Origin of the sequence: Caballeronia sp. LP006, from assembly GCF_031450995.1 — a bacterium.
Lineage (GTDB): Bacteria > Pseudomonadota > Gammaproteobacteria > Burkholderiales > Burkholderiaceae > Caballeronia.
In genome coordinates, this window is record NZ_JARTVW010000005.1 from 1,419,240 (window position 1) to 1,442,067 (window position 22,828).

The window sequence follows — 22,828 nt, forward strand, 5'->3', positions numbered from 1 at the left end:
TGCGACTGCCGTTGAACCGTTGGGAACGGTACGTGTGGGATGAAAAGGGCAACCGGTTAGGTTGCTTTTTTTTGTGCCGCTCTTTGACCACTTAAAGGCCGCAGCCAAAGTCCTGACGCGACAAAAGGCCCAATCTCGTACCGCACTCGTCAGTCGAACGCTTACGCGGCGCGAGCGATTCGCCCCTCAAAAGCGAACGCATGCGGCTAAATAATCCCGAACCGACGCGCCCACTGCGCGGTCGCATCCGCATAAAACGACTCGAGCGAACCGGCGGCGGCCACTTCGATACTCAAATGCCGCGCCGCCTGCACCAACGCATCCAGCGGCGAGTCACGACCAAGCGGCGCCGCGCCCGTCTGCTTGCTGAGTTTCTCGCCCGCATCGTTGCTGACGACAGGCACATGCAGATACGACGGCGTCGGCACATCGAGACATCGCTGAAGATAAATCTGCCGCGCGGTCGAATCCAACAGGTCTGCGCCGCGCACGACATGCGTAATGCCGGCTGAAGCGTCGTCGACGACGACAGCCAGTTGATACGCCCACAGCCCATCCGCACGCTTCAAGGCGAAATCGCCGACTTCGGCCGCAAGATCTTGCGTTTGTATTCCCTGCCAGCGATCCACGAAACCGACGCGCGCCGCGTCGCCGTCCGGCACGCGCAGTCGCCACGCGCGCGCGGGACGGCCATGCAAGCCGCTTCGACAAGTACCGGGATAAGCGAGCGTCGCGTGACGCGCATGCGCATGAACGAGCGAGTCGGCGATCTCGCGTCGCGTGCAGCCGCAGGGATAAACGAAGCCGGCGGCAAGCAAGCGCTCGAATGCATCTTGATAAGCCGCGTCGCGTTGACTTTGCCAGACCGGCGGTTCGTCCGAATGCATGCCGAAATGCGCGAGCGTTGCGAGAATCTCGTCGGCCGCGCCAGCCACCGTACGCGGTGCATCGACATCTTCTATTCGCACGATCCAGCTACCGCGATGCGCCCGCGCATCGAGAAGACTAGCAAGCGCGCTGACGAGCGACCCCGCGTGCAGCGGCCCGGTGGGCGAGGGCGCGAAGCGGCCACGGTAAGTCATCTCAGGGCTCGTTCAAGGTTCAGGCGGCCTTCGCATCCGGATGACACGCGGGGCACGTGGCGCCCGGCACGTACAACGGCGACTGCTGATCTTCCACGCTGACCACCGCGCGGCAGCCGAAGCATTGCGAAGTGGAGGTCTGCTGCAGGTTCGGATCGAGCGCCGTGCGGTAGTCGAACACGAAACATTCGCCCGAGTAATGCGCGCCGCCCACTTCCTCGAAATACTTGAGGATGCCGCCCTCGAGTTGATAGACGTGATCGATGCCCACTTCCTTCATGTGAATCGCAGCCTTCTCGCAACGAATTCCGCCCGTGCAGAACGACACCACCGTCTTGCCTTCCAGATCGGCACGGTTTTGTTCGATCACCTCGGGAAACTCGCTGAATTTCGTGATGCGGTAGTCGAGCGCGTGGTCGAACGTGCCGACGTCCACTTCGAAGGCATTGCGCGTGTCGAGCATGACGACCGGACGGCCTTCGTCGTCATGACCACGGTCGAGCCAGGCCTTGAGCGTCACCGGATCGACGGCGGGCGCGCGGCCGAGTTCCGGCTTGATCGCGGGCTTCTTCATGGTGATGATCTCGCGCTTGAGTTTCACCAGCATGCGGCGAAACGGTTGCTTTGCGGAGAGGCTTTCCTTGAATTGCAGATCGGCGAAGCGGTCGCCGAAGAGTGCGTCGCCCCGAATGTAATCGATGAACTCGCGCACCTCCGCCACCGGCCCCGCGATGAAGAGGTTGATGCCCTCCGGCGCGAGCAGAATCGTTCCCTTCAGGCCAAGCGCGTTGCAGCGTTCGGTGACGAGCGGGCGCCAAGCGGCGCTGTCGTCGATGGAAACGAATTTGTAGGCGGAGAGGTTCAGAATGCTCATGATCGGATAACGGGGCAAAGCCGGTAAAAAGGGCGGCAAAAAGCGGATGCTGGGACGCCGCGCAACTCCGTATTATCCCGCAAATGGCGCAGGTCTTTTCGCAGGCGCGGGCCGCCGCGTTCGCGCCGTTTGCGCCAGCGCAATTTCGAGAATCGCCGAGGGCTTGTCCGTTCGGCTAACGCGCGCCCCTTAGCCGTTTTCGCGATGGGCCGCATGTACAATATCGTCATGTCAGATCCCCGCTTCGTTCATCTTCGCGTCCACTCCGAGTTCTCGATTGCCGACGGCATCGTGCGGCTGGACGACGTCGTCAAATCCGCCGCGAAAGACGGTCAGGGCGCACTCGCGCTGACCGATCTCGCCAACGCGTTCGGCCTCGTGCGCTTCTACAAGGAAGCGCGCAGCAAGGGCATCAAACCCATTGCCGGCTGCGATGTCTGGATCACCAATCCCGCCGATCGCGACAAGCCTTCGCGGCTGATCCTGCTCGTGCGCCACAAGACCGGCTATCTCAACCTGTGCGAACTGTTGAGCCGCGCGTGGCTGACGAATCAATATCGCGGGCGCGCAGAAGTGCTCGTCGAATGGCTCGAAGAAGGGCTGGCTGAAGGTCTGCTCGCCATTTCCGGCGCGCAGCAGGGCGACATCGGCATGGCGTTCGCGGCGGGCAACGCGGCAAGCGCGCAACGCAACGCCGAACGCTGGTCGGCGCTCTTTCCGAACGCGTTCTACATCGAACTGCAGCGCGCCGGTCAGCCGGGCGAACAGGCTTATTTTCAGGAGGCCGTCGCGCTCGCCGCAAAGCTCGGGTTGCCTGTGGTCGCCACGCATCCGCTGCAATTCATGACGCCCGACGACTACACCGCGCACGAAGCGCGCGTGTGCATTTCGGAAGGCGATATCCTCGCCAATCCGCGTCGTCAGAAGCGCTTCACGACCGAGCAGTATTTCCGCACGCAAGACGAAATGTGCGCGCTTTTCGCGGATATTCCTTCCGCGCTCGCTAATACGGTCCAAATTGCGAAGCGCTGTAATCTCACGCTCGAACTCGGCAAGCCCAAGCTGCCGCTTTTCCCCACGCCGGACGGTCTCACGCTCGACGACTACCTCGTGCAGTTGTCGAAGGAAGGCCTCGAGGTGCGGCTCGCGCAGCTCTATCCCGATGAAGCCGAACGCGAGGCACAGCGCGAGACTTATTACGCGCGGCTCGAATTCGAGTGCGGCACGATCATCAAGATGGGCTTTCCGGGCTACTTCCTGATCGTCGCCGACTTCATCATGTGGGCGAAGAACAATGGCGTGCCGGTGGGTCCCGGCCGCGGTTCGGGCGCGGGCTCGCTCGTCGCTTATGCGCTCGGCATTACCGATCTCGACCCGCTGCGCTACAACCTGCTGTTCGAACGCTTCCTGAATCCCGAACGCGTGTCGATGCCCGACTTCGACATCGACTTCTGTCAGGAAGGGCGCGACCGCGTCATTCAGTACGTGAAGCAGAAATATGGCGCGGACGCGGTTTCGCAGATCGCCACCTTCGGCACCATGGCGGCGAAGGCGGCGGTGCGCGACATCGGCCGCGTACTCGATCTCGGCTACATGTTCACCGACGGCGTCGCCAAGCTCATCCCGTTCAAACCGGGCAAGCACGTGACCATCGCGGACGCGATGAAGGAAGAGCCGACCCTGCAGGAGCGCTTCGACAACGAAGACGAAGTGCATCAATTGCTCGAACTCGCGCAGCGCGTGGAAGGGCTCACGCGTAACGTCGGCATGCACGCGGGCGGCGTGCTGATCGCGCCTGGCAAGCTCACCGATTTCTGTCCGCTCTACACGCAGGGCGAAGACGGCGGCGTGGTCAGTCAATACGACAAAGACGACGTGGAAGCCGTCGGTCTGGTCAAGTTCGACTTTTTGGGCCTGACCACGCTCACCATCCTGGACTGGGCCGAGCGCTATATTCGCCGGCTCGATCCCTCGAAGAAAGACTGGAATCTCTCGCAGGTTCCGCTCGACGACCCCGCTTCGTTTTCGATCCTCAAGAAAGCGAATACCGTCGCCGTGTTCCAGCTGGAAAGCCGCGGCATGCAGGGCATGCTGAAGGACGCGCAGCCGGATCGCTTCGAGGACATCATCGCGCTGGTGGCGCTGTATCGTCCGGGCCCAATGGACCTGATTCCGAGCTTCTGCGCGCGTAAGCACGGGCGCGAGATCGTCGAGTATCCGGACCCGCGCGTCGAGCCCGTCCTGAAGGAGACCTACGGCATCATGGTCTATCAGGAGCAGGTGATGCAGATGGCGCAGATCATCGGCGGCTATTCGCTCGGCGGCGCGGACTTGCTGCGTCGCGCGATGGGCAAGAAGAAGCCCGAAGAGATGGCCGTGCATCGCGAGTTGTTCCGCGAAGGCGCGGCGAAGAACGGTCTCACCGCGCAGAAGGCGGACGACACCTTCGACCTCATGGAGAAATTCGCGGGCTACGGCTTCAACAAGTCGCACGCGGCGGCTTACGCGTTGCTCGCTTATCACACGGCGTGGCTGAAGGCGCACCATCCGGCGGAATTCATGGCGGCCAATATGTCGCTCGCCATGGACGACACCGACAAGGTCAAGATTCTCTTCGAGGACTGCATCGGCAATGGCATGGCCGTGCTGCCGCCGAACATCAACCAGTCGGCGTATCGCTTCGAACCGGTCGCCGAAGCGGACGGCAAGCGCTCGAAGACCATTCGTTACGGTCTCGGCGCGGTGAAGGGCAGCGGCCAGAACGCAATCGAGGAAATCCTGCGTGCGCGTGAAGACGGGCCGTTTGCGGATCTCTTCGACTTCTGCGAGCGGATCGACCGGCGCGTCGTGAATCGCCGCACGGTCGAAGCGCTGATCCGCGCGGGCGCGTTCGACTGCCTGCACGAGAACCGCGCGCAACTGCTGGCCTCCGTGCCGCTCGCCATGGAAGCTGCCGATCAGGCCGCCGCCAACGCCATGCAAGGCGGTCTCTTCGACATGGGCGACGCGCCGCTCGAAAAGCATCGGCTCGTCGATGAACCCATGTGGTCCGACAAGAAGCGCTTGCAGGAAGAAAAAACCGCGCTCGGTTTCTATCTGTCTGGCCATCTCTTCGACGCCTACAAAGGTGAAGTGCGCCGCTTCGTGCGTCAAAAAATCGGCGAACTGAAGGAAGGGCGCGACAAGCTCGTCGCGGGCGTGATCTCGACCACGCGCACGCAAATGACCCAGCGCGGCAAGATGCTGATCGTCAATCTCGACGACGGCACCGGCCAGTGCGAAGTCACCGTGTTCAACGAGCAGTTCGAAGCCAACAAGGCGCTCTTCAAGGAAGACGAGTTGCTCGTGGTGCAAGGTCAGGCGCGTAACGACGCCTTCACCGGCGGCATTCGCTTTACCGTCGATACCGCGATGGACCTCGAACGCGCGCGCAGCCGCTACGCGCAGTCGGTAAAGGTCGAGATGAACGGCAACGCGGATTCCTTGCGTCTGCGCCGCGTGCTCGAAGCGCATGCGGCGGGTGCGGAAGCGCCGGCGGCCGTGGCGCCGCCCGCGCGCGAAAACGGCAGGCAGCGCCAGTCCGCACCCATCCCGAACGGCTTGAACGTGAGCATCGTTTATCGCAGCGAGCATGCGGAAGGCGAAGTGCGGCTCGGCGATGCCTGGCGCGTCAAGCCCACCGACGAACTCATCACCGCGCTGCGCGGCGAGTTCGCGGGCAGCGCAATCGAAATCGTCTACTGATGCGCATCGGCATCTCGGCGAACGCGCTCAAACTGAGCGGCGGGCTCGAACGATACGCCATGGACCTGGTGCGCGGTCTTGCCGCCGCCGGCTTCGAGGGCCGCCAAAAGCCTGCGTTCTTTGCCCGCAAGATCGACTCGTCGTTGCCGGAGAGCAAGCTCGTCGAGGCGCATCGCATCAAGGTGTCGTTTCTGCCGGGCAAGCTGCGCGACGTGTATTTTTCGTGGGCGCTCAAGCGCGCGCGCAATAAGGCCAGGGTCGACGTGCTGATCGGCTGCAATCGCGTGGAAGGCTCGGAGATCGCCATCTGCGGAGGCACGCATATCGGCTTTCTGCGCGCAACCGGGCGTCGCGAAAAGCGGTCGGATACGCGGCAGATCGCGCTCGAACGCAGGCAGTATCGGGACGCGCGCGTGATCGTCGCGCACTCGGACATGATGCGCAACGAGCTTCGCGGGCTTTACGGCATCGACGAACGGAAGATTCGCGTGCTTTATCCGCCCGTGGATGGCGCGCGTTTCGCCTTAGCCGATGAAACCGCGCGCGCCCGTCTGCGCGAACGGTTCGGTTTCAAGGAAGACGAAATCGTGCTGCTCTTTCCTTCGAGCAGTCACGAGCGCAAGGGTTTGCCGCTGATCGAGAAGGCGCTCGGCGGCGCAGGCTTGCCGATCGTGATCGCCGTTGCCGGGCGCGCGCCCGAGAAGAGCGCGCCGAACGTGCGCTATATCGGCTACGCTAAAAATATCGAGGACGCTTATCGCGCGGCGGACTTCACCATTCTCGCGTCGAGCTACGAGCCGTTTGGGCTCGTGGGCATCGAATCGGTCATGTGCGGCACGCCGGTGATCTTTCCGGCCTGCATCGGCTGTGGCGATGCCATCGACGAAAGCGCCAAGCACGTTTTCAAATCTGGCGATGCGGACGACCTGCGGCGCGTCGTCGCTGCGGCAATTGCTTCGCGACGCCGCGTATCGGGCAATGCCGTTCGTTATGACGCGAGCGTCGCGTCGCATGTGAATGCGCTGCTGGCGCTGGCGGAAGAAATCAGCGGCGGTCGTTGAAGCCGCTGAGCCAAGCCGTGGCGCCTATCGTCTCTCGTTCAGATGCTCGAGCTTCAAGAACCGGTAATACACCGTCTGCGCATTGAAGAGCGCGATCATGAAGCCCGTGCGCCCATCGAGAAAACCGCGGCGCAGAAAATACGTTCGCAAAAAAGCCCACGTGCCGCGTGTAAGCGCAACCCCGAAACCGCCGCGCTTGCCTGCCGCATGACGCTGCACGGCGCCCGCGGTCGAATAAGCGTCCAGCTTGCGCAGCACGGTCTCGAAGTCTTCGTAGGAGTAGTGCATCAGCCGGCCATTTAGCCTGATCGCGGGCTCGTTCGTGGAAAATACCAGACGCTCGTGCACGAGATCCGACGAGAAGCGCGCCGCGCCCCGCTTGAACAGCCGGGGAATCCAGTCCGGATACCAGCCGCTGTGTCTCACCCACGTTCCGCAAAAACTCGATAACCGGTCGACCGAATAGACATCCGCTTGCGGGCGAGTGATGGCGGCTCGAATCGATGCGGCGAGTTCGGGCGTCACGACTTCGTCGGCATCGATAGACAAGACCCAGTCGGTGGCGAGCGCATCCAGCGCGCGATTCTTCTGCGGCCCGAAGCCGGGCCAGTCGCGCGCTTCGATCACGCGCGCGCGATGTGCCTGGGCGATACCCACGGTGGCGTCGGTGCTGCCGCCATCGACGATGACGATGTCATCCGCGAACGAAACCGAGTCGAGACATTGCGCGAGCCGCGCGGCCGCGTTGTAGGTGATGATGGCGATGCCAAGCGTTGGCGATTTCATGTTGCCCGAGTCCGGCCTCTGATTCTTGTCGTGGTCACGTTCGATTGGAAAAGCCTAGCCGCGCAAATGCCATTTCACGAAGAAGAACGGCGAAAGCAGCCACGGGCACGTCGCATACACGAACATCTTGATGCGAAATCCCGGACTGACTTCATTCGATCCAATCAGTAGCGCGACCTTGCGCGCCAACGACGCGTCGCCGAACACGGCGCTCACGTAGCGCTCGCGCGCCGACTTTCGCGCCAGCATCGCGCGCATCCGAGCGCCGACGCCGACCTTGTCCGCGTCGCTTTCGAGCTGACGCGTCTCGCCCGATCCGTTGATATTCGCAAGCTTGATACGCGCGACGAATTCCGCCGGCGTGCGCCATTTGCGCTTGCTCGACAGCCCGCCGCGCCGGTACAGCACGAGCGGTTCGTGCAGCGTATGCGCGCCGTGACTCATGATCGCGCGAAACGCCATGATCTGGTCTTCGCCGTAGATGCCGGGCGCGATCGGCCCGAACTCCTCGAAGAGACGCCGCGCCCACGCATGCGCCGCGCCGACCAGATGAGGCCGCCGTTCCATCCAGTCGTCGAAGCTGCGATAGTCATCGAGGTCCGTTACGCGCAGGATGTCGTGCGTATTGCCTTCGGCATCGAGGTCTTGCAGGTCGGTCGCGATGAGGTCGTGGCGCTTGCCGCTTGCGAGCCACACTTCCATGACGCGCGTGACGCGTTCCGGTCGCGAGATATCGTCGCCCGCCGCGATAAAAAGCATCTCGCCCGATGCGCGCACCGCGAGCGCACTGAGATGCGCGCTGATACCCGTGTTCTTCTCGTTTCGATACAGCCGCACCGTATGCGGCCCGCGATATTCGCGCACACAGCGCTCGGCGACGGCGTAAGTGGCGTCGGAGGAGGCATCGTCGGAAATGAGGATTTCCAGCGGCGACCAGGTTTGCGCGAGCGCCCCGGCAATCGCGTCGGCAACGGTTTCCTGCTGATTGAAGGTAATGAGCAAGAGACTCGCGAGCGGCGCGTTCTGCTCTGGCTGTGATATTCCTGACATGTACGATTCTGAGTGCTTCGAAGGCCCGGCGCGTCTTGGCCACGGCGTTGCGCGCTCGCGGAGAGCGAATCTCATGCCAGACGGCAGCGGCTATAATAACCCGCGATTTGGGGATAGGCGACCGGGCCGGCCGGTCAATCCCGCTTAAGGTTCATCGATTTGGAAAAAACTCTGCGCTACATGATCGCCAGCATGGTCTTGCTGGCGCCCGCAAGCACACTCGTCGTGCGAGGAGGGACGGGCTACTGCTTCTTCGTGTTGCTTGCCATCGCGCTCTTCGCGGGGTTCAGCAAGCCGTTTCGTCTGAGGCTCGGTCTGCTCGTCAACGCGTTCCCGCTCTATACGGTGGCCATGCTGTGCTTCATGGTTTATCTGCCGTTGCAGCAAGCCATCGAAGGTTATTATCTGCCGCGCGAATTCGACGGCATGTCGCGCTTCGCACTCGCGTTGCCGATTTTCCTGCTGCTCGTCAACGTGCCGATTCGGCAACTGAAGGCGCTCGGCTGGGGCTGCGCGCTCGGTGCCATCGGCGCGGGTTTCTGGGCCGTGGACAGCGCCATCCACATGACGGTGACAGAACTCGATCGCCTCGGCAACGATTTCACCAATCCGATTCCCTACGGAAATACCGCGCTCCTGCTCGGCTTTCTTTCGGTGATGTCGATCCGCTGGGATCGTTATCCGAACGTGCTTACGAAGCGCCTCGGCATTGCACTGAAGCTGCTCGGACTGGTGGGCGGCATTTACGCGTCGTATCTGTCGGGCACGCGCGGCGGCTGGCTTGCCATTCCGCTCTTTCTCGTACTGTGCCTGCTCAACTTCGGCTGGATCAAACACCCTCGTCACTGGCTGACCGCGCTCGGCGTCGCCGTTCTGGCGATGGCGCTCTTGCTCGCCTCGCCGATCGGCCGCGAACGTGTGCAGGCGACGCGCTCCGACATCGCGCGCCTGTCGCACGGCGCGGCGGCGGACAGTTCGCTCGGCGCGCGGCTGCAGTTGTGGACCGCGTCGATTCATCTGTTCGAGGCGAATCCGGTCTTCGGCGTCGGCAAGGGACATCTGAAGAATTCGCTCAAGGGCATGGCCGATGCCGGCGAGGTATCGCCGCTCGTCGTCAATCAACGCGCGCACAGCGAGTTTTTCTCGACGATCGCGGAATTGGGCGCGTCGGGCGTGGTCTGTCTTGCGTTGCTGTATTTCGGGCCGCTCGTGTATTTCCTGCGCTACCGGAAGTCGCCGCATCCCGATGTGTCGACGGCGGCGTATTGCGGGATCGCGGTCTCGGGGTCGGTTATCATCTTCGGACTGAGTATCGATGTATTCACGGTCGTGATGAGCACGTCGCTCATCGCGCTCTTCTGGGCCGTGCTGCTTGCGGTCATCACGCACGACGCGCGCGAGCCGCTTGGCAAGCCGGGGCGCGGACCGATCGGCTGAATTCGGGCCGGCCGGTTTCATTCTCCGGCGGACGAGAAATCACAAAAGTAACCAACGAGCGCCGCGGGAAGAGCTGGAAAGCGCCGGGCGAAGTGGAGATACGCTCTTGAAACGAGAAGGTAGTTTGCGCAAGCCGATTGGCGGCGCGGAAAGTTCGTCGCCGACCGCGGTCATGCGGCGCCTGTGGCCCTACATCCGCCCGCTCATGGGCATGGTGTTGCTCGGGCTCGGCACGATGGGAATCGTCGCCGCGACCGAAGCCGGCATCCCGATGCTGCTCAAACCGTTGCTCGACCACGGATTTGGCTCCAAAAGCAGCGATCACGCGAAATGGCTCGTGCCGGCCGCGGTGATCGGACTCGCGCTCGTACGCGGCGCGGCGCAGTATGCGTCGGGCTATTTTCTGTCGTACGTGTCGAACAAGATCCTGCTGCAACTTCGCCTGCAGATGTTCGAGCGCATGATCCACACGAGCGCCGGCTTCTTTCAGCGCGAGACGGCCAGCACGGTCATCAATGCAGTCGTGTTCGAGGTCAACCAGATTCTGAGCGTGCTATCGAGCGTCGTCGTCACGCTCGTGCGCGATTCGCTCACGGTCGTCTTTCTGCTCGGCTATCTGTTCATCCTCAACTGGCGGCTCACGCTGATCGTCGCGGTCATCCTGCCGGTGATCGGCTGGCTCGTGAGCAAGATCAACCGCCGATTGCGGCGGCTCAATCGCGAGCATCAGACGCTGACCAACGAGTTGTCCTATGTCGTCGAGGAAACCGTCGCGGGCTACAAGGTCGTCAAGGTGCATAACGGCGAACCGTACGAAATGGACCGCTTCACGGAGATGAGCCAGCGCCTGCGCGGCTACTCGATGCGCATGCAGGTGTCCGGCGGCCTCGCGCAGCCGCTCACGCAGTTTCTTGCGTCGATCGCGCTCGCGGTGGTCATCACGATTGCGGTCGTGCAGTCCACCAACGATCAGACCACGGTGGGCGGCTTCGTTGCCTTCGTCACGTCCATGTTGCTCGTCATCTCGCCGCTCAAGCATCTGATTGACATCAACCAGCCGATGCAGCGTGGCATGACGGCGGCGGAGCTGATCTTCGGCCTGATCGACGAACCCGAGGAGCCGAAGGGCGGCGGGCGGCGTCTGGAACGCGCGCAAGGCGAAGTCGAGTTCCGCGACGTCACGTTCAGCTACGGTTCGCTGGACCGCATGATTCTTGACCGCGTGTCGTTCAAGGTTGCGCCCGGCGAGATGGTCGCGCTCGCGGGGCCGTCAGGCAGTGGCAAGACCACGCTCGTGAATCTGCTGCCGCGCTTCTTCGATCCACGCGGCGGGCAGGTGCTCGTCGATGGTGTGCCGATCACCGACTACGACCTGCACGACCTGCGCGGCCAGATGGCGATGGTGAGCCAAGATGTCGTGCTGTTCAACGACTCCATTGCGGCGAACGTTGCTTATGGGCAGAAGCCCGATCGCGACCGCGTGTTCTCGGCGCTGATGGCGGCGAATCTCATCGATATGGTGCAGGCGCTGCCTGATGGCATGGATACCTTGATCGGCGGCAACGGAATGCGCTTGTCCGGTGGACAGCGGCAGCGTTTGGCGATTGCCCGCGCGATCTACAAGGACGCGCCGATCCTGATCCTGGACGAGGCGACATCGGCGCTGGATTCCGAATCGGAACGCTACGTGCAGGCCGCGCTCGAAACGCTGATGAAGGGACGCACGACGCTCGTGATCGCGCATCGCTTGTCGACCATCGAGCGCGCGGACCGCATCCTCGTCATGGAAGGCGGGCGAATCGCGGAGCAGGGCAGCCATGCCGAACTATTGCGCAAGGAAGGACTGTATGCGCATCTGCACCGGATTCAGTATCAGCAGCAGCCGGCTTGATCGGCTTATTGACCATCGGCGCTTGTTCCCGACTTCGGTCAACTATTGATACAAACGCTTCGAGCAGCCTTGATATGATCCGCGGCCCAATCCGTGGGACCGGATCATTGAAAGAGAAGCGAAGATCATGTTGCAGTTCGTTGTAAAAGCAAAAACGCGCAGCCGGCCGAGCCTTGCGTCGATGGCTACGGTGGTTCTCATCAGCACCGTTCTTGCTGCCTGCTCGGGCGGCGGCTCTAGCGCTCCCTCGAAGGATTCGACGGATACCACGGGTACGACGGACCCGTCGGGCAAGAGCGCAACGCCCGCGGCCGCGCTGCCGGCCATGTCCATTAATACGGATGGCCGTGTTCCGATCGTCGATAAAGATGTTTATCTCGGCGCCGATCTCGGCATCACCGGGCCGGACGATGTCGATCCCTTCACAGGCAGGACGAGCATCAAGGGCCATGGCAACAGCACGTGGACGGCGGACAAGAAGCCATATCGCTTGAAACTTGACAGCAAGGCAAGTTTTTTTGGGCTGCCGAAGGACAAGAACTGGATTCTGCTCGCGAATTACTTCGACAAGACGCTCTTGCGCAATCGCACGGCGTTCGAACTAGGCAGGCGTTTTGGCATGGCGTGGACGCCGCATGACGTTCCCGTCGAACTCACGCTCAACGGTCAGTATGCGGGCGTGTATGACGTGGTCGAGTCGGTGCGGGTGGACAAGAACCGCGTGAATATCGCCAATAGTGACAACGTGGTCGCGCCCGAGAGCACAGGCTTCCTGGTCGAAATCAACGAGCGCATGGACGAAGACGTTTGCTGGCGCACGACGCACGGCATTGCGCTTTGCATCGACAGTCCGGATTCGGCATCGGACGCACAGGTCGCTTTTATCAAAGACTATATGCAGCAGGCCGAAGACGCGTTGTATTCCAATTCGGGGAATTACGAGCAGTACTTCGATGTCGCATCGCTGATCGACTGGTATCTCGTCAACGAGATTTTCAAGAATCAGGACGCGCGGGATTTTGCGAGCATCTACCTCTATAAGGATGCCGGCGGTAAATTGAAGTTCGGGCCGTTGTGGGACTTCGACATTGGCGCGGGCAACATTAACTTTTCCGACGCGCAGTATCCGGAAGGATGGTGGGTTGCAAACGGTCAGTGGATCTCACGCATGAAGCAGATCGATCCGAGCTTCGAGACACGTGTTCGGGCACGGTGGGATCAACTGAAGGCATCGCAAATCGATACGATCGTGAGTTATGTCGATGAGAACGCGCAGGCGCTTCAGGCAAATGGCGCAGCTAAGCGCAACTTTGATAAATGGCCGGTGCTTGGGAAGAAGCTTTGGCCGAATCCGGTGGTGACGGGTACTTATCAGGGTGAGGTGGCTTATCTGAAAGATTGGCTCACGCGGCGGATTGCCTGGTTGGATGGGAATCTTTGAGGGTGGAATTGCAGGAGCGTCAAGCGCTCCTGTTTGCTATTTGCTGTTTGCTGTTTGCAGCATCGATACAGAAGAGCCGCTCGGCTCAGTCGTCTGGAAAACCATACCAGCCATCCATTAAGGCGCTGATTTCGATGTCGACAAATTCTGGTCTGCCTTCGAATGAAGCTTCGTAATGACGAAGGGCCGCTATTCGGCCCTTTCGTTGCTTATTTATGCGTCGATGAACAAAAGGTTCGAACGCGCGCCCCTGCGTGTTTCTTTAGAGGTTGTATGAGTTAGTCCTACATCAACACAATGTCATACTGCTCCTGACTCAAATTCGACTCCACCTGCAACGAAACCGGCTTGCCGATAAAGTCCATCAACATCGCCAGATGCTGTGACTCTTCTTCCAGAAACAGATCGATCACCTGCTGAGAAGCCACCACGCGAAATTCGCGCGGATTGAACTGCCGCGATTCGCGCATGATCTCGCGCAACACGTCATAACACACGGTTCGCGGCGTCTTCACCTGCCCCTTGCCCTGACAAGTGGGACACGGCTCGCACAACACATGCGCAAGAGATTCCCGCGTGCGCTTTCGCGTCATCTCCACGAGCCCGAGTTGCGAAAAGCCATTGACCGTCACGCGCGTACGATCCCGCGACAGCGCGCGCTTCAATTCGCTCAGGACCTGATCGCGATGCTCGACGTTCTCCATATCGATGAAATCGATGATGATGATTCCGCCCAGGTTCCTCAACCGCAATTGCCGCGCGATGGTGTGCGCCGCTTCGAGGTTCGTCTTGAAGATGGTGTCGTCGAAATTGCGCGCGCCGACATAGCCGCCCGTATTCACGTCGATGGTGGTCATGGCCTCGGTCTGATCGATCATCAGATAGCCGCCCGACTTCAAATCGACGCGCCGCGACAGCGCCCGCAAAATTTCCGCCTCGATGTTGTACAGGTCGAAAAGCGGCCGCTCGCCCGTGTAGTGATGCACGCGCGATGCCACCGCCGGCGTGAACTCCGCCGCAAAATCCGCCAGCATCTGATACGTCTCGCGCGAATCCACTTGAATGCGCGTGGTCTCGTCATTCACGAAGTCGCGCAACACGCGCTGCGCCAGATTTAGATCCTGATAGAGCAAAGTGGTCGGCGGTACGCGCTGCCCTTGAGCAACTATCGTCGCCCAGGTCTTGCGCAGATACGAGACATCGGCGGCAAGCTCTTCACTCGATGCATCTTCGGCAATCGTCCGCACGATATAGCCGCCTTTCTCATCGGCGGGCAGCACGGCGGTGAGACGCGCGCGAATAGCTTCGCGCTCCGTCTCGCTCTCGATCTTCTGCGAAATCCCGATATGCGGTTCCTGCGGCAGATAAACCAGCGTGCGCCCCGCAATGCTCACCTGCGTGGAGAGTCGCGCGCCCTTCGTGCCGATAGGGTCCTTCACGACCTGCACCATCAGCGCCTGTCCTTCGAAGACGATCTTCTCGATAGGCACATGCGGCGACGATCCATGCGGCTCGCCCGCCACGCGCGGATGCCAGATATCCGCAACATGAAGAAACGCGGCGCGTTCCAGACCAATGTCGATGAACGCCGACTGCATGCCCGGCAACACGCGCACGACCTTGCCAAGATAGACGTTGCCGACGCGGCCGCGCGAGAGCGTGCGTTCGACGTGAAGCTCCTGAACGGCGGCTTGCTGCACCAGTGCGACGCGGGTTTCTTGCGGTGTGACGTTGATCAGGATTTCTTCGTTCATGGCCTGTTTAGAATTCGACGCGTGCCACGCGCAAGAGTGCTGCGGTTTCGAAAAGGGGCAAACCCATGATACCCGAATAGGACCCGTCGATTCGCTCGATAAATGCTGCCGCGCGGCCTTGAATGCCATACGCGCCGGCCTTGCCCAAAGGCTCGCCCGTCGCGGCGTATCGTTGCAGCGCAGCACGGTCGACCGGCGCGAAACGCACCGTCGAGCGCGAGAGCGCGGCGTGACATGCGCCATCGCCATCGACGACGGTCAGTGCCGTCAGCACTTCATGTTCGCGACCCGCGAGCTTCGTCAGCATCGCGACCGCGTCTTCTTCATGCGCGGGCTTGCCGAGTATTTGTCCGTCGATGGTCACGGTGGTATCCGCGACGAGAATGGGCGCTGTCCCATGATTGCCCGCGACGAGACGTGCGCGCGCCGCATGCGCCTTCAGCATGCAGACACGCTGAACATAGGCATGCGCTGCTTCGCCGGGCAGCTCGGCTTCGAGCGCTTCGGCGTCTTCATCGGGACGAGGCAAGAGGAGTTCGAAGCGCACGCCCAGTTGCCGCAGCAACTCCTGGCGGCGCGGGCTTTGAGACGCAAGATAGACGAAGGGATAAGTAGACATTCGATAGCGGGTCTCGACAAGCGCGCCGGCCTTCGACACCACCACGGAATATCAGGGCATCTGCCGTTACGCGCGATGATAAGGATGATTCTGCGTGATGCTCCACGCACGGTAAAGCTGTTCGGCAAGCAGCACGCGCACCATGCCGTGCGGCAGCGTGAGACTCGAGATACGCAGCATGAGTTCGGCGCGCGCCTTCACTTCGGGCGCGAGGCCGTCCGCGCCACCGATCACGAACGCGACATCGCGGCCGTCCTGTTGCCAGGCGGGCAGGGCGTTCGCGAGTTGCATCGTGGTCCAGTCGCGGCCGCGTTCATCGAGCGCAATCACGCGGGCGTTCTTCGGCAGGGCGGCTTCTATTCGCTGCTTCTCGGCAGCCATCACGCTTTCGGCATTGCGGCCGGACGAGCGCTGCTCGGGCTTGATCTCTTTGAGCTCGATGCGCAATTCGGGCGGCATGCGCTTCGCGTATTCGTCGAAGCCATTCGTGATCCAGTCGGGCATCTTGTGTCCGACTGCGAGAATGACGAGCTTCATCGACGCGCTGCGCTTTAGGCCTGCTTGCGCGCGGTCTTGCGGGCGGGACGCTTGACGGCCGGTGCGGCATCTTCCTCGTCTTCGTCCTCGTCGGCTTCGACGTTCGCGCCGCCGAACATGCTCGGCTTGCTCAATTTCACGCGCACGGGTTTGTCGCCCCAGACTTCTTCGAGGTTGTAGTACTGGCGCAGCGCCGGTTGCAGGATATGGACGACCGCGTCGCCGCAGTCGACCAGCACCCATTCGCCGATCTCTTCGCCTTCCGTGCTGATGATGTCGCCACCGGCTTCCTTCACCCGTTCGCGCACGCTGTTGGCAAGCGCCTTGGTCTGCCGGTTCGACGTGCCGCTCGCCACGACCACGCGGTCGAACAGCGACGTCAGGTGAGTGGTGTTGAACACTTTGATGTCTTGCGCCTTGACGTCTTCGAGACCGTCGATGATCGCGCGTTGAAGCTTTTGAATTTCCATGATTACCGTTGATACAAATGATGTTGAACAATGTAGTCCCATACGGCGGATGGGACCTGCGCGCGGACTTCGTCTTGCGACGCGCCTCGTGCGCCTTCGTGTGATGCGCTCGCTTCCTCGCGGATCGCCGTGGCGGATACGTCGATGAGAAGCGTGGTGTCGATCAGCATGTGACCGTGCGTGCTGGCCTGCAAGACTTCCGGGGATGCCTCGCGTGCTTCGAGTTCAGCGGCGACGGGCGCGGGCAGCGACGCGACATCGAAGCCGGGACGCGTCTCCACGCAGACATGCGCGAATTCGAAGAGCCGTTTCCAGTCGCGCCAGGTATTGAGCTTGACCAGTTGATCCGCGCCGATCAGCAACGCAAGCGATGCCTCGGCGCCTTCCTGCTCGCGCCAGCGCGCAAGCGTCTCCACCGTGTAGGTCGCGCCTTCGCGCTCGACTTCATCGGTGGCGACGGTGATCTTCACGCCCTCGATGTGCAGCGACTGCGCCGCCGCGCGCGTCATCGCCAGCCGGTGATGCGGCGCCGATACGCCTTCCTTCTGCCACGGCTGACCCGCGGGCAACAGCACGAGTTCGGTCAGGCGCAAGAGCGCGGCGAAGCGGCGCGCGAGCGCCAGATGCCCTTCGTGAATCGGATCGAAGGTGCCGCCCAAAATGCCGACGCGCTTTTTGCAAGGTGTGCCCGGCGCGATCACAGCCATTGCCGGCGCACCAGGAAGTCGGAATAGAGTCGCGCTTCCGGCGTGCCGGGCTCGGGCGCCCAGTCGTAGCGCCAGTTCGCGACCGGCGGCATCGACATGAGAATGGATTCGGTGCGCCCGCCGCTTTGCAGACCGAAGTGCGTGCCGCGATCGAACACGAGGTTGAACTCGACGTAACGTCCGCGCCGATACGCCTGAAACGCGCGCTCGTGCTCGCCGTAAGGCGTGTCGCGGCGCTTGTCGATGATCGGCAGATACGCTTCGAGAAACGCGTCGCCGACGCGCCGCATCATCGCGAACGAACGCTCGAAGCCGGGCTCGGAGAAATCGTCGAAAAAGATGCCGCCGATACCGCGCTGCTCGTCGCGATGCTTCAGATAAAAGTACTCGTCGCACCACGTCTTGAAGCGCGGATACAACTCCACGCCGAACGGGTCGAGCGCGTCGCGGCAGACGCGGTGGAAATGCCGCGCGTCGTCCTCGTAGCCGTAAATGGGCGTCAAGTCCATGCCGCCGCCGAACCAGAAGATCGGCTCTTCGCCGGGCTTGACCGCCGTGAGCATGCGCACGTTCATGTGCACGGTCGGGCAGTGCGGATTTCTCGGATGCATCACCAGCGACACGCCCAGCGCCTCGAAACCGCGCCCGGCGAGTTGCGGACGCGCGGCGCTAGCGGAGGGCGGCAGCGCGTCGCCCGCCACGTCCGAGAAGCCGATGCCGCCGCGCTCGAAAAACTCGCCGCCTTCGAGAATGCGCGTCACGCCCCCGCCACGCAGATGCGCGCCGGGCTCGCGAGTCCAGGCATCGGTCGCGAACGAATTGCCGTCGAACGCGCCGAGGGCATCGGCAATACGCGTCTGCAAGCCCGTCAGGTATTGACGGACGGCGGCGATATCGTGGGCTGCGTCGTGCTGGTTCGTTTCACTCATCGATTGCTGCAATGCGCCATGACAGGCGTTATGTGGATTCTCTAAAAACGCGCTGCCGGACGCGGAGGTCCGGCAGCGCGGGAAAAACGGCTCGATTTCAGGCGAAAAGCCTTATCCGTGCTTGCGGTTCACCGCCCGGTAGCCAATGTCCCGGCGATACTGCATGCCATCGAACGAAATCTGATTCACCGTATCGTAGACCACGGATTGCGCGCCGCGCACGGAATCCGCCAGACCCACGACACACAACACGCGCCCGCCTGAAGTGGTATGCTTGCCGTCCGCGAGCGTAGTCCCCGCATGGAATGTGACGGCGTTGTCCGTTTCAGGCGGAATGCCGTTGATGCGGTCGCCCTTGCGCGGCGTCTCCGGGTAGTTGTGAGCCGCGAGCACGACGCCCAGCGCCGTGCGCCGGTCCCAGTCGAGCTCCACGCTGTCCAGCTTGCCGTCGATAGCCATCTCCACGACCTTCGAGAAATCGCCCTTGAGGCGCGCCATGATCGGCTGCGTTTCGGGATCGCCCATGCGGCAATTGAATTCGAGCGTCTTGGGCGTGCCGTTGGCGTCGATCATCAAGCCCGCGTACAGAAAGCCGGTGAAGCGGATGCCGTCGTTTTCCATGCCGCGCACGGTCGGCAGGATGATCTCGCGCATCACGCGCGCGTGCAGTTGCGGCGTGACGATCGGCGCGGGCGAATACGCGCCCATGCCGCCGGTGTTCGGGCCCTTGTCGCCGTCGAGCAGACGCTTGTGGTCTTGGCTGGACGCGAGCGGCAGCACGTGCTTGCCGTCCACCATGACGATGAAGCTCGCTTCCTCGCCGGACAGGAACTCTTCGATCACCACGCGCGCGCCTGCGTCGCCGAGCTTGTTGTCGGCGAGCATGGAGTCGATCGCGTCGTGTGCTTCCTCTGCGCTCATCGCGACCACCACGCCCTTGCCGGCAGCGAGGCCATCCGCTTTCACGACGATCGGCGCGCCTTTCGTGTCGATGTAGGCGTGCGCGGCGGCGGCGTCGGTGAAGGTTTCGTAGTCGGCCGTTGGAATGTTGTGGCGCTTCATGAACGCCTTCGCGAAGTCCTTCGAGCTTTCGAGCTGCGCGGCTTCCTTTGTCGGCCCGAAAATCTTGAGCCCGCGCGAACGGAACAGATTGACGATGCCCGCGGCGAGCGGCGTTTCCGGTCCGACGACGGTCATCGCGACATGCTCGCGTTCGACGAAATCGGCGAGCGCCGAAGGCTCGGTGATGTCGATATTGCGCAGGCGCTCGTCCTGCGCGGTGCCGCCGTTGCCGGGCGCCACATAGACGATCTGCACGCGCGGCGACTGAGCGAGCTTCCAGGCCAGCGCATGTTCGCGACCGCCGGAACCAACGACGAGTAACTTCATTTGAATCCCCGAAAAGCTTGAGTGAAAGCAGTAGCCGCGCGCTGACGCCGGGCGGACCAGGCCAATGCCGGAGTCCACGCCGTCACCGGCATGACAGGTCGAAGGCGGCTCGCGCGGACTTCAGGCTGCGTCACCTGCCTTCTCATCAAGCGAAAGCCGTTCCAGCATCGCGGCCCGCCGAGCGCGGCGGACGGGCGCAACAGCGGCGCTTATTCGTCGTTGATGGCGGCGTTTGTATAGACTTCCTGCACGTCGTCGAGATTTTCGAGAGCGTCCAGCAGTTTTTGCATTTTCAGGGCGTCGTCGCCGCTGAATTCCACTTCGCTTTGCGGCTTCATGGTCACTTCGGCGAGTTCCGCCTTGAAGCCGGCGGCTTCGAGCGCGTCCTTCACCTTCTGGAAGTCGTTGGCGGGGCTGATTACTTCGATGCTGCCGTCGTCGTTCGTCACCACGTCGTCCGCGCCTGCTTCGAGCGCGGCGTCCATCAGCTTGTCCTCGGGCGTGCCCGGCGCAAACAGGAACTGGCCGACATGGTCGAACATGAACGATACCGAGCCGTCCGTGCCCATGTTGCCGCCGAACTTCGAGAACGCGTGGCGCACTTCCGCGACCGTGCGGGTGCGGTTGTCGGTCATGGTGTCGACGATGATCGCCGCGCCGCCGATGCCGTAGCCTTCGTAGCGGATTTCCTCGTAGCTCGCGCCATCGACGCCGCCGACGCCGCGCTGGATCGCGCGGTTGATGTTGTCCTTCGGCATGTTGGCGTCGTACGCCTTGTCGACCGCAAGCCGCAGCCGCGGGTTCGAGTCGACTTCGCCGCCGCCCATGCGGGCCGCGACCTGGATTTCCTTGATGAGGCGCGTCCAGACCTTGCCGCGCTTTGCATCGGCTGCGGCCTTCTTATGCTTGATGTTGGCCCATTTCGAGTGACCCGCCATTACCTTTCTCCATCGCGCGCGGACGTCGTGCCGCGCCTTGGTTTGCTGTGATGCTGTAGATGTCTGTTCGATGCGCTGCCGCGTCTTTTTAAACGGCAGCCGGGTTCGTGCGTCGGGCGCGGCCCGAAGGCAAGCCAGTCAGGCTCGCGGCAAGATCCGCTAAGGAACAGACCGAAATTTTATCATGCTGGGATGGCTTGGCAGGCGGCTTGCGTCGATTGGGGAAAACGAGCGGGCGAAGGCGGATTCGGGGAAAGTGCGCCGCGCAAAAGCCATCGCACAATAAAAAACCGCCGCGCATGTCGCGCGGCGGTCTCGAGACTTGATTTGCGAAAACGGGTTGCGATCAGTTCTTCGTGCCAAACAGCCGGTCGCCTGCATCGCCGAGACCGGGAACGATATACGCATGATCGTTCAGATGCGAATCCAGCGAGGCGACGTAGAGCTTCACGTCCGGATGCGCGTCCTGGAACACCTTCACGCCTTCGGGCGCCGCCACCAGCGCCACGAACACGATATTCTCGGACAGCACGTTGCGGCGCTTCATCACGTCGACGGCGTGGACGGCCGAGTAGCCGGTCGCGACCATCGGATCGCACAGAATGAAGACGCGCTCCTCCAGGTCGGGCGGCAGGCGCACGAGATACTCGACCGGCCGGTGATCTTCCGCGCGATAGACGCCGATATGACCGACGCGCGCCGAGGGGATCAGGTCGAGCAGCCCGTCCGACATGCCGATGCCCGCGCGCAGCACCGGCACGATGGCGAGCTTTTTGCCCGCGATCACGGGCGCGTCGATCTCGACGAGCGGCGTCTCCACGCGCTTGGTCGTGAGCGGCAAATTGCGGGTGATCTCGTAGCCCATCAGCAAGGTGATTTCCCGCAGCAGTTCGCGAAACGTGCGCGTGGACGTGTCCTTGTCGCGCATGTGGGTGAGCTTGTGCTGGATCAGCGGGTGATCGGTGATGAAGAGATTGGGAAAACGGCTGTCCTGTTTCATGGGTCTCGCGCGTTCGCGCGTCCTGCTGGTGTGCTGCTCGTGTGATGGGGTGCCGTCATGGGCGATGCGTGAGCGCCGGCGCTCATGCCGCGCGCCGGGCGGACAGTGGCGACAGTTTACCGAAAACCCCGCCGTTGCCTAAGAACATTTGCCGCGTTTATCGGCAAGCCGCATGGGCCGCCCGACGTTGCCGCCCCGATTCTCTTAGAATTGCGCGGAAGGCGTGACGGTCATCTCACGCGCTCCGAACCGAAACAGTCGAGACAACCTCTGGAGGATGGACGATGGACATGGGAATCGCAGGGCGCACCGCGCTCGTCTGCGCTGCAAGCAAGGGACTCGGGCGCGGTTGCGCCGAGGCGCTCGCAGCCGAGGGCGTCAATCTCGTCATCACCGCGCGCACGGCGGAAACGCTCGAAGCGACGGCCGCCGCCATCCGCGCGGCCTATGGCGTGGACGTGAAGACCGTGGCCGGCGACATCGCCACGCCCGAGGGCCAGGCCGCCGCGCTCGCCGCGTGTCCGCAGCCGGACATCCTAGTCAACAACGCGGGCGGGCCGCCGCCGGGCGACTTCCGCAATTTCACGCACGACATGTGGATCAAGGCGCTCGAAGCCAACATGCTCACGCCGATCGAACTCATCAGGCAGACCATCGACGGGATGATCGGGCGCGGTTTCGGACGCATCGTCAATATCACGAGCTCGTCGGTGAAGGCGCCGATCGATGTGCTCGGGCTCTCCAACGGCGCGCGCTCCGGGCTCACGGGCTTCGTCGCGGGTGTGGCGCGCAAGGTGGCGTCCACGGGCGTGACCATCAACAATCTGCTGCCCGGCACCTTCGACACCGACCGCGTCGCTGTGACGTTCGAAGCGCAGGCAAAGGCGCAGAACATCAGCATCGACGAGGCGCGCAAGCGTCGCGCGGACGCGCTGCCCGCTGGACGCTTCGGCGAGCCGGACGAGTTCGGCCGGGCCTGCGCGTTCCTGTGCAGCGCGCATGCGGGCTACATCACCGGGCAGAATCTGCTGATCGATGGCGGCGCTTATCCGGGCACGTACTGAACGCAGCCGCGCCGCGCGCGCATCAGCGCGAACGGCGCACTTGATTCTCGACACA

At 62.4% G+C, this 22,828-nt stretch carries 19 protein-coding genes; 6 read left to right on the forward strand and 13 right to left on the reverse strand.

Features of this window, described 5'->3' with window-relative positions; translation table 11 throughout:
* Positions 1 to 206: 206 nt before the first annotated feature.
* Together gluQRS and P9250_RS23275 are read right to left on the reverse strand one after the other, a co-directional pair.
* A complete protein-coding gene (gene gluQRS, locus P9250_RS23270; RefSeq protein WP_310395416.1) occupies positions 207 to 1,082 on the reverse strand; it encodes a tRNA glutamyl-Q(34) synthetase GluQRS in 876 nt (291 codons plus the stop codon).
* A gap of 19 nt (positions 1,083 to 1,101) precedes the next feature.
* Entirely contained in the window at positions 1,102 to 1,956 is an 855-nt protein-coding gene (locus P9250_RS23275) for a sulfurtransferase (protein WP_250464190.1), read from the reverse strand.
* A gap of 213 nt (positions 1,957 to 2,169) precedes the next feature.
* Here P9250_RS23275 and dnaE point away from each other — a divergent pair, with 213 nt between their 5' ends.
* On the forward strand, positions 2,170 to 5,700 hold the full coding sequence (gene dnaE / locus P9250_RS23280; protein WP_409014929.1) for a DNA polymerase III subunit alpha: 3,531 nt from the start codon (positions 2,170 to 2,172) through the stop codon (positions 5,698 to 5,700).
* Complete coding sequence (locus tag P9250_RS23285; protein WP_310395420.1) at positions 5,700 to 6,761, forward strand: glycosyltransferase family 4 protein; 1,062 nt, start codon at positions 5,700 to 5,702, stop codon at positions 6,759 to 6,761. Before dnaE ends, P9250_RS23285 begins: the two co-directional genes overlap by 1 nt.
* Before the next feature lie 24 nt (positions 6,762 to 6,785).
* Here P9250_RS23285 and P9250_RS23290 read toward each other — a convergent pair whose 3' ends face one another.
* The gene (locus tag P9250_RS23290) at positions 6,786 to 7,547 is read right to left on the reverse strand and encodes a glycosyltransferase family 2 protein (protein ID WP_310395422.1); all 762 of its coding nucleotides are present in this window, start codon (positions 7,545 to 7,547) and stop codon (positions 6,786 to 6,788) included.
* 54 nt (positions 7,548 to 7,601) lie between these two features.
* Entirely contained in the window at positions 7,602 to 8,597 is a 996-nt protein-coding gene (locus tag P9250_RS23295; protein ID WP_310395424.1) for a glycosyltransferase, read from the reverse strand.
* Positions 8,598 to 8,756: 159 nt separating this feature from the next.
* Here P9250_RS23295 and P9250_RS23300 point away from each other — a divergent pair, with 159 nt between their 5' ends.
* The 3 genes from P9250_RS23300 (at position 8,757) to P9250_RS23310 (ending at position 13,366) form a co-directional block, all read left to right on the forward strand.
* Positions 8,757 to 10,034, forward strand: a complete 1,278-nt coding sequence (locus P9250_RS23300) for an O-antigen ligase family protein (protein WP_309960976.1) — start codon at positions 8,757 to 8,759, stop codon at positions 10,032 to 10,034.
* A gap of 172 nt (positions 10,035 to 10,206) precedes the next feature.
* Positions 10,207 to 11,925 (forward strand): lipid A export permease/ATP-binding protein MsbA, encoded by a 1,719-nt coding sequence (msbA, locus tag P9250_RS23305; protein ID WP_370652127.1) that lies wholly within the window; start codon positions 10,207 to 10,209, stop codon positions 11,923 to 11,925.
* A gap of 181 nt (positions 11,926 to 12,106) precedes the next feature.
* The gene (locus P9250_RS23310; protein WP_310395427.1) at positions 12,107 to 13,366 is read left to right on the forward strand and encodes a CotH kinase family protein; all 1,260 of its coding nucleotides are present in this window, start codon (positions 12,107 to 12,109) and stop codon (positions 13,364 to 13,366) included.
* 284 nt (positions 13,367 to 13,650) lie between these two features.
* Here the strand turns inward: P9250_RS23310 and rng are convergent, their stop codons facing one another.
* The 9 genes from rng to upp all read right to left on the reverse strand — a co-directional run bounded on the left by rng (position 13,651) and on the right by upp (position 21,709).
* Entirely contained in the window at positions 13,651 to 15,120 is a 1,470-nt protein-coding gene (gene rng, locus P9250_RS23315; RefSeq protein ID WP_250492108.1) for a ribonuclease G, read from the reverse strand.
* A gap of 7 nt (positions 15,121 to 15,127) precedes the next feature.
* Positions 15,128 to 15,739, reverse strand: coding sequence for a Maf family protein (locus P9250_RS23320; protein ID WP_310395429.1), 612 nt, complete (start codon positions 15,737 to 15,739; stop codon positions 15,128 to 15,130).
* 66 nt (positions 15,740 to 15,805) lie between these two features.
* A complete protein-coding gene (rlmH, locus tag P9250_RS23325) occupies positions 15,806 to 16,276 on the reverse strand; it encodes a 23S rRNA (pseudouridine(1915)-N(3))-methyltransferase RlmH (RefSeq protein ID WP_244827533.1) in 471 nt (156 codons plus the stop codon).
* Positions 16,277 to 16,290: 14 nt separating this feature from the next.
* A complete protein-coding gene (rsfS, locus tag P9250_RS23330; RefSeq protein WP_244827534.1) occupies positions 16,291 to 16,746 on the reverse strand; it encodes a ribosome silencing factor in 456 nt (151 codons plus the stop codon).
* A 2-nt stretch (positions 16,747 to 16,748) separates the two neighbouring features.
* Positions 16,749 to 17,453 carry a nicotinate-nucleotide adenylyltransferase gene (locus P9250_RS23335; protein WP_250464257.1) on the reverse strand — a complete coding sequence of 235 codons (705 nt, stop codon included), beginning with the start codon at positions 17,451 to 17,453 and terminating at the stop codon, positions 16,749 to 16,751.
* The gene (hemF, locus tag P9250_RS23340; protein WP_250464259.1) at positions 17,444 to 18,382 is read right to left on the reverse strand and encodes an oxygen-dependent coproporphyrinogen oxidase; all 939 of its coding nucleotides are present in this window, start codon (positions 18,380 to 18,382) and stop codon (positions 17,444 to 17,446) included. The genes P9250_RS23335 and hemF overlap by 10 nt, the downstream gene beginning before the upstream one ends.
* A 111-nt stretch (positions 18,383 to 18,493) precedes the next feature.
* Positions 18,494 to 19,771, reverse strand: a complete 1,278-nt coding sequence (gene purD / locus P9250_RS23345; protein ID WP_310395433.1) for a phosphoribosylamine--glycine ligase — start codon at positions 19,769 to 19,771, stop codon at positions 18,494 to 18,496.
* A 209-nt stretch (positions 19,772 to 19,980) separates the two neighbouring features.
* Positions 19,981 to 20,709 (reverse strand): YebC/PmpR family DNA-binding transcriptional regulator, encoded by a 729-nt coding sequence (locus P9250_RS23350; protein WP_244827538.1) that lies wholly within the window; start codon positions 20,707 to 20,709, stop codon positions 19,981 to 19,983.
* 346 nt (positions 20,710 to 21,055) lie between these two features.
* A complete protein-coding gene (gene upp / locus P9250_RS23355) occupies positions 21,056 to 21,709 on the reverse strand; it encodes a uracil phosphoribosyltransferase (RefSeq protein WP_244827539.1) in 654 nt (217 codons plus the stop codon).
* Positions 21,710 to 21,993: 284 nt separating this feature from the next.
* Here upp and P9250_RS23360 point away from each other — a divergent pair, with 284 nt between their 5' ends.
* Positions 21,994 to 22,773: an SDR family oxidoreductase gene (locus tag P9250_RS23360; protein WP_244827540.1), complete on the forward strand. Its 780-nt coding sequence runs from the start codon at positions 21,994 to 21,996 to the stop codon at positions 22,771 to 22,773.
* Positions 22,774 to 22,828: the final 55 nt, after the last annotated feature.